16 protein-coding genes are annotated in these 14,558 nt (G+C 29.3%); 1 reads left to right on the top strand and 15 read right to left on the bottom strand.

Going from position 1 to position 14,558, the window contains the following annotated elements:
* Nucleotides 1-67: 67 nt before the first annotated feature.
* The 11 genes from tsf to FVE75_RS02515 all read right to left on the bottom strand — a co-directional run bounded on the left by tsf (nucleotide 68) and on the right by FVE75_RS02515 (nucleotide 10,482).
* Nucleotides 68-952, bottom strand: a complete 885-nt coding sequence (gene tsf / locus FVE75_RS02565) for a translation elongation factor Ts (RefSeq protein WP_147005067.1) — start codon at nucleotides 950-952, stop codon at nucleotides 68-70.
* Nucleotides 953-980: 28 nt separating this feature from the next.
* Nucleotides 981-1,877 carry a tetratricopeptide repeat protein gene (locus FVE75_RS02560; protein ID WP_232052591.1) on the bottom strand — a complete coding sequence of 299 codons (897 nt, stop codon included), beginning with the start codon at nucleotides 1,875-1,877 and terminating at the stop codon, nucleotides 981-983.
* 61 nt (nucleotides 1,878-1,938) lie between these two features.
* Nucleotides 1,939-2,604, bottom strand: a complete 666-nt coding sequence (locus FVE75_RS02555; RefSeq protein ID WP_147005065.1) for a hypothetical protein — start codon at nucleotides 2,602-2,604, stop codon at nucleotides 1,939-1,941.
* A gap of 146 nt (nucleotides 2,605-2,750) precedes the next feature.
* Entirely contained in the window at nucleotides 2,751-3,536 is a 786-nt protein-coding gene (gene rpsB, locus FVE75_RS02550; protein ID WP_147005063.1) for a 30S ribosomal protein S2, read from the bottom strand.
* A gap of 197 nt (nucleotides 3,537-3,733) precedes the next feature.
* The gene (locus FVE75_RS02545; protein ID WP_147005061.1) at nucleotides 3,734-4,321 is read right to left on the bottom strand and encodes a viral A-type inclusion protein; all 588 of its coding nucleotides are present in this window, start codon (nucleotides 4,319-4,321) and stop codon (nucleotides 3,734-3,736) included.
* A gap of 52 nt (nucleotides 4,322-4,373) precedes the next feature.
* Nucleotides 4,374-5,849 (bottom strand): IMP dehydrogenase, encoded by a 1,476-nt coding sequence (guaB, locus tag FVE75_RS02540; RefSeq protein ID WP_147005059.1) that lies wholly within the window; start codon nucleotides 5,847-5,849, stop codon nucleotides 4,374-4,376.
* Nucleotides 5,850-6,023: 174 nt separating this feature from the next.
* A complete protein-coding gene (locus FVE75_RS02535; RefSeq protein ID WP_147005057.1) occupies nucleotides 6,024-6,782 on the bottom strand; it encodes an SDR family NAD(P)-dependent oxidoreductase in 759 nt (252 codons plus the stop codon).
* Between the two features lie 72 nt (nucleotides 6,783-6,854).
* Nucleotides 6,855-7,853 (bottom strand): tetratricopeptide repeat protein, encoded by a 999-nt coding sequence (locus FVE75_RS02530; protein ID WP_172618760.1) that lies wholly within the window; start codon nucleotides 7,851-7,853, stop codon nucleotides 6,855-6,857.
* Nucleotides 7,854-7,969: 116 nt separating this feature from the next.
* Nucleotides 7,970-8,602, bottom strand: a complete 633-nt coding sequence (locus tag FVE75_RS02525) for a hypothetical protein (protein ID WP_147005054.1) — start codon at nucleotides 8,600-8,602, stop codon at nucleotides 7,970-7,972.
* Nucleotides 8,603-8,636: 34 nt separating this feature from the next.
* Nucleotides 8,637-9,878: a peptidase T gene (gene pepT, locus FVE75_RS02520; protein WP_147005053.1), complete on the bottom strand. Its 1,242-nt coding sequence runs from the start codon at nucleotides 9,876-9,878 to the stop codon at nucleotides 8,637-8,639.
* Nucleotides 9,879-10,158: 280 nt separating this feature from the next.
* Nucleotides 10,159-10,482 carry a DUF2628 domain-containing protein gene (locus tag FVE75_RS02515; RefSeq protein WP_147005051.1) on the bottom strand — a complete coding sequence of 108 codons (324 nt, stop codon included), beginning with the start codon at nucleotides 10,480-10,482 and terminating at the stop codon, nucleotides 10,159-10,161.
* A 136-nt stretch (nucleotides 10,483-10,618) separates the two neighbouring features.
* Here FVE75_RS02515 and FVE75_RS02510 point away from each other — a divergent pair, with 136 nt between their 5' ends.
* Nucleotides 10,619-11,002, top strand: coding sequence for a TM2 domain-containing protein (locus FVE75_RS02510; protein ID WP_147005050.1), 384 nt, complete (start codon nucleotides 10,619-10,621; stop codon nucleotides 11,000-11,002).
* A gap of 327 nt (nucleotides 11,003-11,329) precedes the next feature.
* Here FVE75_RS02510 and alr read toward each other — a convergent pair whose 3' ends face one another.
* The 4 genes from alr to FVE75_RS02485 all read right to left on the bottom strand — a co-directional run bounded on the left by alr (nucleotide 11,330) and on the right by FVE75_RS02485 (nucleotide 14,553).
* A complete protein-coding gene (gene alr / locus FVE75_RS02500; RefSeq protein ID WP_147005047.1) occupies nucleotides 11,330-12,502 on the bottom strand; it encodes an alanine racemase in 1,173 nt (390 codons plus the stop codon).
* Between the two features lie 29 nt (nucleotides 12,503-12,531).
* Complete coding sequence (locus FVE75_RS02495) at nucleotides 12,532-13,053, bottom strand: hypothetical protein (protein WP_147005046.1); 522 nt, start codon at nucleotides 13,051-13,053, stop codon at nucleotides 12,532-12,534.
* Between the two features lie 111 nt (nucleotides 13,054-13,164).
* Nucleotides 13,165-13,758, bottom strand: coding sequence for an XTP/dITP diphosphatase (locus FVE75_RS02490; protein WP_147005044.1), 594 nt, complete (start codon nucleotides 13,756-13,758; stop codon nucleotides 13,165-13,167).
* A gap of 48 nt (nucleotides 13,759-13,806) precedes the next feature.
* On the bottom strand, nucleotides 13,807-14,553 hold the full coding sequence (locus tag FVE75_RS02485; RefSeq protein WP_039901306.1) for a lysophospholipid acyltransferase family protein: 747 nt from the start codon (nucleotides 14,551-14,553) through the stop codon (nucleotides 13,807-13,809).
* Between the last annotated feature and the right edge of the window lie 5 nt (nucleotides 14,554-14,558).

Here is a 14,558-nt window from a genome sequence, read left to right as displayed (position 1 = left end):
TTATAGGTTATACTCTAACCCCCGTTTAAAAATTTACGAAAAAATAAGGGGATAATTCCCCTTATAATTAATTTCCAGAAATTTGTGCAGCTACTTCAGCAGCGAAATCTACTTCTTCTTTTTCGATTCCTTCTCCAACTTTAAATCTGTCAAATGAATTTATTGTACTTGGGGCAATAAATTGTTCGATAGTAACACTGTCATCTCTAACATATTTTTGTTGTACTAAGCAGTTTTCTTCGTAGAATTTTCTCATTTTTCCATCCAATATTTTTTCAATGATATTAGCTGGTTTTCCTTCTGATTCTAACTGATGTCTTGCAATTTCTTTTTCTCTTTCCAAATCACCAGCTGTAACTTGTGATTTATCTAAATATTTTGGATCCATTGCTGCAATGTGCATTGCAACACCTTTTGCTTTTTCAATATTTTCAGGAGTAGCTTCTCCATTAACATTTAATAATACACCAATTTTTCCACCTAAGTGAATATAAGTTTCGATAAACCCGTCAGTTGAAACAACTTTTAATCTTCTAATATTCATATTTTCACCAATTTTAGCGATTAATTCTGTCAAATGAGTTTCAACAGTTTTTCCTTCAAGTTCAAATGCTTTTAATTCATCTTCGCTTGTCAAGTCATGGCTTAAAGTCAATCCTACCAATTTTTCTCCAAAAGATTTGAATTCATCGTTTTTAGCAACGAAATCAGTTTCAGAGTTAAATTCCAAGATAGCACCTTTTTTTCTATCTTCAGATATTGCTGCAAATACCAATCCTTCTGCTGCAACTCTTCCAGATTTTTTAGCTGCTTTCGCAATCCCTTTTTCTCTTAACCAGTCAATTGCTTTTTCAATATCTCCGTCATTTTCTTGTAAAGCTTTTTTACAGTCAAGCATTCCTGCTCCTGTTCTTTCTCTTAATTCTTTAATAAGTGCTGTTGTAATTGCCACTTTATTTCCCTCCTATATTTTTAATTTTTTATTTATTTAATTCTCCATCTAACATCATTAATAATTGTTCTATATGTTTACTAAAAGAACCTTCTTTTTTTGCACTATCCAATGCCTTTTTTGCCCAGCTTTCTGCTTCTTTAAACTTCTTAGTTTCAAAATATCCCATTGCTAAAAACCATTGTGCTTGTGTATTCCCTTTTTTCGCAAGTGGTAAAAGAAATTTCTCTGCTTCCGCATATTTTTTTTGTTCAAAATATGTTCCAGACAGCATTTCTATAATAAAGTAATCTTCTTTATCAAATTCTAAAAACTCTTTTGCATATTTTTCAACTTGTCTAGGATGTCCAGAATCATAATAAAAAGCTGCTAATCTAAATATCGCATAAGCATTACCAGTCAATGCTTCGGTTTTACTTATTCTAAGTTCCCTAAGCCCTCTTTCCGAATAGCTTCCTTGTGATAATTCTTCAAAATATTTATCAGCCTGTTTCCTTTTGACTCCTTTTTTTTCATTTGCATATAAAAGAACATAAGAATATTTACCAGTATCATCATCACCTAATTCAATAGCTTTTGAAAAATATTTGTCAGCTTCTTTTGTATTATTCTCTAAAACATATAATGATCCCATAACTTCGTATGCATAAGCATCATCTGGATATTTTTCAATGTATTTTTTCATTAGGGCAATTAAACCTTTATTATCGTTTTTTTCCTGCATAGCTCGGAAATTTTTTCTAAAATCATCTTTTTCTTTTGCATAAGTACTCCTAAATTTTTCATAATCTGGTACATGACTAACTTCATCTAGCATTAAAAACTTATCTTCCCTATCAGTGCTTAATTTACGTTCGGTATTTACATTTGCACCTAGAACACTTAAACTTGCTACTAAAAATAGTCCAACGAAAAATTTTTTCATAGTTTTCATCATTCCTTTTATTTTTTATTTTGCTTAATGATTAACTTATTATTCACCAAGATTATTTTGAAACATTTTTTAGTATATTCAAAATTTCTGGATTTTTATTATCAAATTCTAAAAAATCCTTCGCATATTTTTGTGACATTTTATAATTTCCATAATTATCATAATAAACCGCTAATCCAAATATCGCCTTAGCATTTCCAAGTAATGCCCCAGTTTTAGAAGCTCTAAGAATTTCAAGGCTGTCGTATGATTTGAATCCTTCTTTTTTCAGTTCTTCATAATATTTCTCAACAAGTTTTGATTTTTCTTTATCATTATTTAACTCTTTCTTGCTATACAAAACGACTAAAGAAAATTTCGCTGTATCATTATCTCCCAGTTCCATAGCTTTTAAATAATTTTTTTCTGCTTCCTTAAAATTATTCGTTGCCATATACATTGTACCTAGTACTTCATAGGCATAAGCATCGTTTGGATACTTCTGAATATATTTTTTTAGTAGCACAATAAAATTTTTATAATCATTATTATCTTGGTAAATATCCCACTTATCCTTAAATTCCTTTTTTTGTTTTGAAAATAGGTTTTCATATTTAGAATCTAATTCATAATGATACCACACATAATCTATATCACGTTGCATTGGGAGTTTTCCTTTATTCACACCCAAAACACTTAAACTTGCTACCAAAAATAATCCGATTAAAAATTTTTTCATAATTTCTCACCATTTCTTTTTATTTTTAGTTCAGCTAATAGAAGTATGAGTTTATTTTCTTATTTTTTTAATTGCTATTTTACAAGAACAGGGGAATGGTTTTATTCCCCTATTGTTTTATTTGATTTTTTAAATTATATTTCAAATTATGCTTCTGTAGTTTCTTCAGTAACTTCTTCTGCCACTTCTTCAACGATTTCTTCGTTTGCAGGAACTTCTACTTCTACTCCTTCAACAACATTTTCAATTCCACCGTTTCCTTCAATTGCTGCATTTGCAATAACTTGTGCAAATAATTTTACTGATCTTATAGCATCATCATTTGCTGGAATTTTGTAAGTTACTAAATCAGGATCTACGTTTGTATCGATTAATGCGATTACAGGTATTCCTAATTTTTTAGCTTCTTCTAATGCTAAGAATTCTTTTTTGATGTCAACTACGAACAATGCTGCTGGTAAAGTGTTCATATCTTTAATTCCACCAATATTTTTAGAAAGTTTTGCCATTTCTTTTCTTAATAATCCAGCTTCTTTTTTAGTGTATGCTTCGTCTAAAGTTCCATCTGCATCCATTTCTTCAAGTTCTTTTAATCTTTTTACTCTTTTTTTGATTGTTTCCAAGTTAGTTAAAAGCCCACCTAGCCATCTGTGGTTTACATAGAATCCTCCAGCTCTTTCAGCTTCTTCCTTAACTGCTTCCTGAGCTTGTTTTTTAGTTCCTACGAATAATACTTTTCCACCTTCTTCAGAGATTTGTCTTACAAATTCGTAAGCTGCTTCAGTTGCTCCTAAAGTTTGGTGTAAATCCAAAATATGGATTCCATTTCTTTCTGTAAAAATGTAAGGTTTCATTTTAGGGTTCCATCTTTTTGCCTGATGTCCAAAATGTGCTCCTACTTCTAATAATTGTTTCATTGTAATTACTGCCATTACGTTTTTCCTCCTAATTTTTTTGGTTTTTCTCCCACTTTTCTTTAAAAGACAGATTGTAATTTTTACTTTTTATCTTATAATTTGATAATAATTTATAAAAATAAATTTTAAAATTCCAACACCCTATCCTTAAATAATACAAAGTGTGATTAATCATAGTATTCTAACATTTTTTTATAACTTTTGTCAATACTCTAAAAACTTTCTATCAATTTTACCTGGTCATCAAGCAGAACTGTTCGCATTTTTTCGTTTCTTTCCTGCTTTAATTCATTATATTTTACAATGAAGTTTTCTTCTGTTAATCTTTGATCTTTCAATTTATCAACTTCACGTTTAAAGTCCCGTTCGTATTTTAAAATACGTGATTTTTGCTCATTTGTCAAATTAATACTATCAACAAAATTTTTGACTTTATCAACTTTTTCATCAAATAATGCCTTTTGAGAGTTTATATAGGAATTGTAAGCTTCAAACTGCTCATTTGTCAAAATTTTTGCAATTGCTCTGTATCTTTCCTGTTCTATTTTTCCAATTTTTATTTTTTTCTTGTCGAATTGGATTAATTCTTTTTCTACTCCTTCAGCTTTTTTTTGATATTCGTCAAATATTTTTGATAACTTTATTTGCTGATTTTTATTAGCATGTATAGCTTTAAACAAATCACTTTTAGAAATTTTTACATTATAGATTTTTTCATAATAATCCTCATAGGAATAGGATAAAACGCTTATTCCCATTACCAATGTAAATAAAAGTGCTATTTTTTTTACTTTATTCATTCTCATCCTTTCATTAATTCATAATTCAATTTTTAAATTTTTTAGACATTTTCTAGTTATTTGAATTATTGTAGTTTGGCGCTTCCTTTGTAATTATAACATCATGAGGATGGCTTTCCTTCAGTCCTGCTCCTGTTATTTTTACAAATTTTCCATTTTCTTTTAATTCCTTAATCGTACCAGTTCCACAGTATCCCATTCCAGAACGAAGTCCACCGCAAATTTGGTAAACTGTATCCTTTAATGCACCTTTATATGGAACCATTGATTCAATTCCTTCTGGAACTAATTTTTCTGTTGCTGCTTCAAGCTGAAAGTATCTGTCGCTGCTTCCTCTCTTCATTGCTGCAAGTGATCCCATTCCTGCATAAGTCTTAAATTTTCTTCCGTTGTACAAAATTTCTTCTCCTGGTGCTTCATCAGTTCCCGCAAGCATTCCTCCCAGCATAACGCAATCCGCTCCAGCTGCAATAGCTTTTACAACATCTCCAGATAATTTTATTCCACCATCGGCAATAAGTCCGATTCCTTTATCTTTACAAACTTGTGCAATATTCATTACAGCTGAAATTTGTGGCACTCCGACTCCTGATACAACTCTAGTTGTACAGATTGAACCTGGTCCAACTCCGACTTTTACTGCATTTACTCCTGCTTCTATTAAGTCAAGCGCTGCTTCTGGAGTTACGATATTTCCTCCGATAATGTCTAAATCAGGAAAAGCCGCTCTAATTTCCTTTATTTTATTAATAACTCCTTTTGAATGTCCATGTGCCGAATCAACAGCAATAATGTCAACTCCAGCTTCTACTAGAGCTGTAACTCTTCTTACTGTATCAGTTCCAACTCCAACTCCTGCTCCCACTCTAAGTCTACCATGTTCATCTTTTGCAGCATTAGGATAATTTATAACATTGTCAATATCTTTAATTGTAATCAAACCTTTTAATTTAGTACCTTCAACTATTGGCAATTTTTCTATTCTATTTTCCAGAAGAATAGATTTTGCACCTTCAAGAGTTGTTCCAACAGGGGCAGTTACCAAATTATCTTTCGTCATAATATCTACAACTTTTAATGATAAATCTTCTCTATATTTCAAGTCACGATTAGTAATAATTCCTTTTAAATTACCGTTATTATCAACTACAGGAAGTCCCGAAACTTTATAATTTTTCATCAAGTCATTTGCATCTTTTAAAATAGCGTCTTCCTTTAATGTAATCGGATTTGTAATCATACCGCTTTCGTATCTTTTTACTTTTGATACCTCTTCAGCCTGTCTTTCAATTGTCATATTTTTATGAATAAATCCAATTCCACCTTCTCTTGCAAGTGCAATTGCAAGTTTTGATTCTGTAACCGTATCCATTGCAGCACTTAGTATTGGTATATTTAGTGTCAATTTTTTAGTTAAATTTGTTTTCAGTGACACTTCGTGCGGTACCACATCTGATGCCTGTGGAATTAATAGTACATCATCAAAAGTCAATCCTTCAGAAATTACAATTTTATCTTTTTGACTCATTTTAAACATCCTCCTCATTTTATTTTTAAAATTTTAATTATTTATCCTGCAAGTTTAGTAAACCAAGTGAAATTTTACAAAAACTCTTTTTTAAATTATACCATTTTAGCACGAAATAAGTCATAATTTCAATACTTTTTTCAAAAGATTTTCTATTTTATGTTAATTTAGATGCTAAATAAAAGTCAGAGTTTCTAAAAGAACCTGTCCACCATCTACTACTATTGTTTGTCCTGTAATAAATCCAGCTTCCCGGCTTGCTAAAAAAACTGCTGTATATCCTATATCTTCAGGTTTTCCCAACGTGTATACTGGTATTATTTCTTTTATTTGATTCATATAGCTTTTAGAATTTTCCATGCTTAAAAGTCCATCGCTTATAATATTTCCTGGTTGAATTGCATTCACTGTAATTCCATATTTTGCATATTCTATAGCTGCACTTCGCATAAATCCAAGTTGAGCGGATTTGCTAGCTCCATAGTGTGCCCATCCCGATAGTCCTGTAATAGGCCCTGTAATCGAAGAGGTCAGTATTACTCGTCCATAACTTTGCTTTTTCATATATTTTAGTGCTGCTTTTGTTACAAAAAAAGTCCCTTTCATATTTATATTTTGTACTTCATCCCAGTCTTTCTCTGTCATTTTTTCAATACTTGTTCTAGGAAAAATACCTGCATTTGAACAAAGTATGCTTATTTTCCCGTATTCTTCGTAAATACTTTGGATTGTATAATCTACCAAATCTTTATTTGTAACATCAAAATGACGAAATTCAACTCCCATCTCATTTGCAACTTCTTTTCCTCTATTTTTGTCAATGTCTCCTATAATCACTTTTGCCCTTGCCTGCTTCAATGCCTTTGCAATTCCCTTTCCAATACCTTTTGCCCCACCTGTAACAAGAGCAACTTCCCCAGCCAAATCAAACATTTAAATCACACCTTTCATTCCATATTTTAAATTAAAATTTTTTAATTTAATTAATTTTCAAAGGATTCGAGTTTATTGTTTATCTCCACTCTTCCTTTCTTGCAAATCTTTATTTGCCTTTACTAGTTGCTCTGCAAATTGTAAACTGTTTAAAACAGCACTGTATTCCTTATATTTTATTTTATTTGTTTTTTTAATCTCTTGTGCAATATCAACAAGCGTATCATACATAGTGTATCTCAATTCATTATCCTTCTGTGCCATAAATATATAAGCCTCTTTAGAATTTTCAAATGCTTCGTCATATTTTTCCATTCCAATATAATTTAAAAATAAAAGATAATAAGCATCTGCTTCATATTTGTTTTTTAATGATTCTGTTATGTAAGAGTAATCAAGCTTATTCATTTTTTTATACTTTTCTATTGCTAATTTTACATATTTTATCGAATCTAAATAATTTTTATTCCGAAAATGTATTGCAGCTAACGAAAAATATCCTTCCGGAAAATCAGGGAATAATTTTATCATTTTTTTAACAAGAGCCAACTGTTCTTTCTCCATATTCACTTGTCCATATCTTACTGCAAGATTATTATATGCCATTGGATTTTTAGGATTAGCCTCTATAGCTTTCTCAAAATACTCCATTGAACGTTTAACATTATTTTCTTGCTGATAAACTAATATTCCCAAATAATAATACGGTAAATAATTTTTTTTGTCTTCCTCTATTGCCTGTAAAAACAATTTTTTTGCCTCTTCATAGTCATCCTGTATCTCAATAGCCTTAAATGTTGTTTCAATAGACTTTTTATTAATGCCAAGTTCATTTAACTCTTTTCTAGTCAAATCTTCTACTTCCTTCTGTTCCTTTTTTTCCAGGTCTATCTCTTTAAATTTTTTCTTATCACTTTCGCTAAGTTTCTCAATTGTTTCTTTTATAGTCATTTCACCAATATTTTTAGTTTTATTTTCAGTTACCGAAGTATTATTTTTTGATGTATTTGCCTTTGCCGAAAATCCATAAAAACTGCATAAAATAAAACTAACCAATAAAAATTTTTTCATTCTCATCACTCCCTTTTTATTATTTTTAACTCTTAAGTCCCCCTTAAGCATTCAAAATCAAATTTTTTTACTTTTTTAAACTTTTTTGATTAATAAGTTTTTCTTCAGGTTTAATTTTATTGTATTTCCAGTAAATTAACCAATTCTATAATTTGTTTATTCAATTCATAAAGATTATCATCAAAATCAGATTTATTGTTTGTTTTAACAGAATTATAATTTAAAATATATGGCAAAGATAGTTCTGGTAATTTAATTACAATATAAGTTGAAAAAACCTTTGGTAATTCATCAAGTTCTATCCACTCATCTTCTGCCAGCAAAATTTCATTCTTTTTAATTTCATTAAGCTTATCAAAGTCTAAAAGTTTTTTTCGTAGGTTTAGAATTTTTTGTCTTATATTCTTATTTTTTAATATCATTTGCTTCTCATTATCAAAATATGGATAATTATTATCAAATAAAACATTACTAAATAATGTTGTTTTAAAATTTAATAAATCAATATTTATCTTTTTTATAGCATTTATATCTAATCCTCCGCCTATTTTATACTTTGGAACATACAAAAAATTAGAACATTTATTTTCAAAAATTACACAGTATCCTTTTATTATTTGAATTTCCATTCCAGTTTCAATTTTCTCTGTAATAACTGGATAATATTCATAATAAGTTATTTCTCTTAATTTTTTTGCTTCAGAAAAAATTACTACTTGCAATAATAAAAAATAAACTATAACTTTCACTTATTTATATCTCCTTTGTATCCCCTTTTTCAATTTACTCTCCTTCAGCATTCAATCTTACAATCTCCACAATTACATCAGTTGCTAGAATCATACTCTCAAGTGCTACAAATTCATATTTCCCATGGAAATTTTCTCCGCCTGCGAAAATATTTGGAGTTGGAAGTCCCATGAATGAGATTTTTGAGCCGTCTGTTCCACCACGGATTGGCTTGATTATTGGTTTTATTTCAAGGTTTTCCATTGCTTTTTTGGCTATTTCTACGATTTCCATGTGATCTTTTATAATTTCTCCCATATTGTAGTATTGGTCTTTTATTTCAACTGTTACTAATTCCTTTTTGTATTTTTCATTAATTTTTTTTGCGACATTTTCAGAAAATTTCTTTTTTTCTTCAAACTTCTGTCTGTCGTGATCTCTTAAAATGTATGATAATTCAGCGTCTTCACAATTTGCACGAATTTTTTCAAGAAAATAAAATCCTTCATATCCTTCAGTCTTTTCAGGCACTTCATCTGCTGGAAAGCTATTTATAATTTCTGCAGCTATTAAACTTGCATTTATCATTTTTCCTTTGGCTGTTCCTGGATGAACACTTTTACCTTTTATTTTAAATACAGCTCCAGCCGCATTAAAACTCTCATATTCAAGCTCTCCAACAGGTCCGCCATCCATTGTATAAGCAAAATCCGCCCCAAATTCATCCACATTAAAGTTGTCTGCTCCACGCCCAATTTCCTCATCAGGTCCAAACGCTACTTTTACCTTTCCGTGCTTGATTTCTGGATGGTTAATCAAATATTTCATAGCCTCAATAATTTCCACAACTCCAGCCTTGTCATCAGCTCCCAGAAGTGTTGTTCCATCAGTAGTAATTACAGTTTTTCCCACATATTCCTTTAAATTTGGAAATTCATGAGTAGATAATACAATATTTTGCTCCTTATTCAAGACAATATCTTTCCCATCATAGTTTTCCACAATCTGTGGATTTACATTAACTGCATTAAAATCAGCAGTATCCATATGTGCAATAAATCCAATAGTTTTCACATCTTTATCAATATTACTTTTCAAAGTTGCATTAACAAAGCAATTTTCATTCACATACACATCTTCCATCCCTATTTCTTCTAGCTCTTTTACAAGCATTTTGGCAAATTCAAGCTGTGTTGGTGTTGATGGAATACTCTCACTTTTCTCATCTGATCTAGTTTCAATCTTTACATATTTCAAAAATCTATCCTTTAATGTTTCATATTTGTTCAAATCCATTTATTTTCCCTACTTTCTCCATATTTTATAATTATAACCTATTTTACAATTTTTTACAGTTTTTTTCAATGCTAATCAAATAATTTATAAATAAATTTAATGTTTATAAAATTTATCTGTATAATACTAGATAATTCTATTATCCAGCTAAATATTTAAAATTCCTTTTCATAGGATATTAATATAAGAAAATTTTAAAACAAATAAAAAACTCAAGCAATCATAATTCTAATATAATTCACTTGAGTAAACTTTTTATTCAAATAACTTTACGGAAATACTAATCATTATGCATAGTTACACCATTTGAAGTTAATAATTGCTTGTCGGTATCGCTTACAGGTCTCCATCCTTTTTCAATCAAACTTTTTGCATACATTTGATTATATTTTAATGCAATAAAAATGGCATATCCTATCGCTACAATTCCAAAAGTAAAACTGCTTAATGCTCCTGCTAAAAGTCCACCCACTAAAAATATAATAGCATTTTTAGCATCTCCTCTAAATAAAGGTACAAACCATCCAAAGAAAAATGTTGTCCACGAAAATCCTAATTTTACTTCTTTTCTTAATCCATTGTTTTCCAAAATTGCTATTGCCATAAAGATACCCTCCAATTTTTTTTAATTATTACATTAATTATATCTTATTTTAATTAAAATTGCAAATTTTTATTGACTTTATTTCTTATTTTATTATATAATTGTTTAGTTTTTCTAATTAATCAAAGGAGGAAATATGAACGAGATTATTACGACAGAAAATACTAAAGTTAACCCAAATCTAGTACAAAACTATCTTATGACAAACGCTAAAAATTTACCTGAAGTTTCAATTGAAGAAATTAGAACAAAATTATCAAATCTTACTCAAGAAGAGTTTAACAGAGTACAGGTCGTTCCAATTAAAGACTCTCTTATAATGTTTATTTTATCATTTTGTTTTGGAAATTATGGAGTAGATAGATTTATGTTAGGACAAGTTGGATTAGGAGTTCTAAAACTATTAACTGTTGGAGGATGCGGAATCTGGTGGCTTATTGATTTATTTCTTATTATGGAAGAAACTAAAAAAACAAATTATGAAAAAATTATGTCAGCAATGCCATATCAAAATATCTAATTATGAAAAATTATTTTAAACAATTATTTAACTATCATAAAAAAAGATTTATTTTATATATTTTACTAATATCAATAATTTCTGTACGTTATTATTTTAAAATACCAACACCATTTGGATTTATTCTAAAACCTCTGCATATTCACTATTGGAGCGAGGGTCTAACAACAGCGAGTATTCAATTTTTAAAAGGTAATTTTTCTCGTGCTTATAAGACAAATCCATTGATATTTATTGTTATAATTGTTATCTTTTTTCATATCTTTTTAGAGCCTTTAATTTTTAAAAATTCAAAAACTAAAAAACAGTAAAAAGATTTAAATAAAATCAATCTACTGTTTTTTTTATTCCCAAAAACTTAGTCAGCACATCATCCTGTATTGTCCCAGCCCACTTTGCTACTTGCCTCAATGTTATTTTTTCAGTAATTTCATTTTCAACATTTTTCTGACTCCCAATAACTACAACTTCATCATTCACTTTCACATTTTCTATATCCGTTAAATCAATAAAAATCATATCCATACAAATTTCTCCAACAATTTTTGCCTTTTTACCATTTACTAAAACATATGCTTCTTCTGAATTTTCGATTTGTTTTTGAAATCCGTGTGCGTAGCCTATTGATACAATGCCTATTTTAGAGTCTCTGCTTACAATGCCTTTACTTCCATAGGAAATTTTATTGTTTTTTTTCACGTTTCTTATGTTTATAATTTTTGATTTTACTGTTATAACGTCTAATAATCCCACATCATAAGATAAAGGCTCCATTCCATAAAGTGTCATTCCTACCCTTGCGAAATCATAATTGTATTTTTGTCCATATTTAAAGAGTAATGGGCTTGCCTGCAAATGTTTGTACTGGTATTTTACATTATTTTTGTGAAATATCTTTAAAATATTTTCATATTTTTCAACTTGCTTTTCTGTTTCAATTTGATTTTCTGCATCTGAAATATGAGAAAAAATAGAGATTATTTTCAGTTTGTTATTTTTAGAATTTATTTCATATTTTTTTATTTTTTCAATTAATTCCAAAATTTCATTTTCATTAAATCCAAGCCTGTTCATTCCACTGTTTACTTTTATATGGATTTTCAAAACTGTATTTTCAAAGGATTTATCCAAAATTTTTAAGTAGTCTGATAATTGTGGAAAATTAAAAATTGTAAGTTCAACATTATTTTCTATTACATATTTTAAATTTTTAGGCTCAATATAATTAAGTGCCATTATCTTTATTTTTTTATTTTCCAAAAAATTTAGTTTTTTTTCTTTTTCAAATTTTTTTAGAATTTCACGAATTTTTATCGCTTCCTCAATATATGCCACCGCAAAGTAATTAGAATTATTTTTTAGCAATATCGGAAAAATATTTTCAATTCCCAGTCCATAAGCATTATCTTTAATTACACAAACGATATTTTTATTTATAGAACGTATTTTTTCCAAGTTCCTTTTTAGATTTTCCCTATTTATTTCCAAATTTACTAACATTTTTTATTGTTTCTCTCCCTGACAAATTCCTAAACTGTTATTATTAATGGAGTCATTATTCCTAAAAGGATAACTAATCTCAAAAGCAGGATTTTACGATAAATTTTTTGATACTGTATTTCAGGTATTCCTTTCTCTTTTAGGAAAAATCCGATTGCTGTGATTTTATTAGAAGTGTCGCTTCTGCTGTAACGGTTTACGTACGGTTCGAATAATATTTTTTCTCCATTAACTGTCAAATGTATTCTTGGTGTTCCCACATATTTATCCATATATCCTGTCGTATTTTTACTATCCAAATTTTTTCCATTTAATGAAGCCACTCCATTTTCAATTTTTAACTTGTCAATTCTCAAAAAAATAAACAAAATCCAGACAACAATGGCAGCAACTGGCAAAAAAGCTGAAATTGTCCTTGCAACTGTAATTTTTTCCAGCAAAGTAAATGCTATACCATAAACAATAGACAATATCGCCATTAATATCAGAATTTTATCCACTCCCTTGTGAATTAATCCATTTAGTTCAATTTTTTCATTAGTAATTTCCATAATAAACAGCTCCTTTCCAGCCTTTTTTTATTTAACAAACAATACTAAAAACTGAAATCAAAATTTATAATTTATCCAAATCTATTTTTTAGTCTGAAAAACAATTAATATTTATTTTTCTTCCAGAAGTCCTGATGCAATGAGCTTTCTAAATGCTCTTGCCCGATGGCTCACACTTTTTCTTTCTTCGTCATCTGCTTCTCCAAATGATTTTCCTAGCTCATACGAATAAAAAATTGGATTATACCCAAATCCATTGTTACCTCTTGCTTCAAACAAAATTTCTCCTTTTATTTCTCCTCGAAATGAATGAATTTCCCCATTTGGAAAGGCAATACTTACAACAGATACAAAATGTGCTTTTCTATTTTCTTTTTTCACATCCTTCAAAAGTTCCAGCATTTTTTGGTTCTTTTCGCTGTCAGTCGCATTTTCTCCTCCAAATCTTGCCGAATAAACTCCAGGTCCTCCATCTAAAGCATCTACACAAAGTCCTGAATCATCTGAAATTGTTACAATATTTGTATAATCTGCAATTTCCTTTGCCTTTTTCCGTGAATTTTCCTCAAAAGTTTCTCCATCCTCCACAACATCAGGAATATCAAGCCCATCTAAAATTGTTACGACTTCTAAATCCATCCCTTCTGTCAGTTTTTCAAAATCTTTTATTTTTCCCTTATTTTTAGTCGCTAAAAATACTTTCATTGTATCGCTTTCCTTTCTCACGCAAAATAGGGGTATACTTACCCCCACCTAAAGATTTTTTTCTTCTGTATAATTATCTTTTATAATTTTATTTACAATATTGTGAACTTCCTTTTTTTCTTCTCTTGACATAGATTTTAAATCTACTGGCTTATCCACAACAATTTTTATATTTTTATTTGGCGTTACCTTTAAACTTTTACGGCTTTGCACTTCATAAGTTCCAATAATTGTGATTGGCAGAATTCTTGCATCTGTATCTGTTGCAAGTTTAAAGCTCCCTTTTTTAAATTCACCAATTGTACCGTCCTCACTTCTGCTTCCTTCAGGGAAAATTACATAAGAATGCCCTTTTTTTATTTTACTTATAGCATCTTTCATATCCTTCATTCCCTGTCTTGCATTTTTTCTATCCAAAAATATACAGTCAAAGGAACGCATCCAACGTCCAATTGCAGGCCATTTTTTCATTTCCTTTTTTGCAATGAAAGAAAAATCAAGTGGCAAATATCCTAATAATGCAGGAATATCTACATTACTTTGATGATTTGAGATTAATATAACTGCTTCTTTTGTGTCTCGTATTTTTTTTATTTCTTCTTCACTGCCATTCTTGTAAATAACTTTTACTTTGCTTCCAGCTCCCCAGATTAGATTTTTCCCCCAATTTTTGGCTACTCGGCATACATATCTATATCTTTTTTCGCCTTTATTGAATATTAGATACCATATATGAACAAAACTTCCATAAATAAAAGTTCCAACTAACACAAGATGGTAAAATATCGTTCTCATACGAT

It is taken from the genome of Leptotrichia hongkongensis (genome assembly GCF_007990635.1).
In the GTDB taxonomy this organism is placed as follows: Bacteria; Fusobacteriota; Fusobacteriia; order Fusobacteriales; family Leptotrichiaceae; genus Leptotrichia; species Leptotrichia hongkongensis.
Note: the sequence above shows the minus strand (reverse complement) of the source record. Positions and strands in the feature narration are given on the sequence as shown.

Excerpts from the sequence above, each read along its gene's own strand:
- FVE75_RS02560 (WP_232052591.1), bottom strand. The coding sequence starts at position 1,877 with ATGAAAAAATTTTTCGTTGGACTATTTTTAGTAGCAAGTTTAAGTGTT.
- FVE75_RS02555 (WP_147005065.1), bottom strand. The coding sequence starts at position 2,604 with ATGAAAAAATTTTTAATCGGATTATTTTTGGTAGCAAGTTTAAGTGTT.
- rpsB (WP_147005063.1), bottom strand. The coding sequence starts at position 3,536 with ATGGCAGTAATTACAATGAAACAATTATTAGAAGTAGGAGCACATTTT.
- FVE75_RS02545 (WP_147005061.1), bottom strand. The coding sequence starts at position 4,321 with ATGAATAAAGTAAAAAAAATAGCACTTTTATTTACATTGGTAATGGGA.
- guaB (WP_147005059.1), bottom strand. The coding sequence starts at position 5,849 with ATGAGTCAAAAAGATAAAATTGTAATTTCTGAAGGATTGACTTTTGAT.
- FVE75_RS02535 (WP_147005057.1), bottom strand. The coding sequence starts at position 6,782 with ATGTTTGATTTGGCTGGGGAAGTTGCTCTTGTTACAGGTGGGGCAAAA.
- FVE75_RS02530 (WP_172618760.1), bottom strand. The coding sequence starts at position 7,853 with ATGAAAAAATTTTTATTGGTTAGTTTTATTTTATGCAGTTTTTATGGA.
- pepT (WP_147005053.1), bottom strand. The coding sequence starts at position 9,878 with ATGGATTTGAACAAATATGAAACATTAAAGGATAGATTTTTGAAATAT.
- FVE75_RS02515 (WP_147005051.1), bottom strand. The coding sequence starts at position 10,482 with ATGGCAATAGCAATTTTGGAAAACAATGGATTAAGAAAAGAAGTAAAA.
- FVE75_RS02510 (WP_147005050.1), top strand. The coding sequence starts at position 10,619 with ATGAACGAGATTATTACGACAGAAAATACTAAAGTTAACCCAAATCTA.
- alr (WP_147005047.1), bottom strand. The coding sequence starts at position 12,502 with ATGTTAGTAAATTTGGAAATAAATAGGGAAAATCTAAAAAGGAACTTG.
- FVE75_RS02495 (WP_147005046.1), bottom strand. The coding sequence starts at position 13,053 with ATGGAAATTACTAATGAAAAAATTGAACTAAATGGATTAATTCACAAG.
- FVE75_RS02490 (WP_147005044.1), bottom strand. The coding sequence starts at position 13,758 with ATGAAAGTATTTTTAGCGACTAAAAATAAGGGAAAAATAAAAGATTTT.
- FVE75_RS02485 (WP_039901306.1), bottom strand. The coding sequence starts at position 14,553 with ATGAGAACGATATTTTACCATCTTGTGTTAGTTGGAACTTTTATTTAT.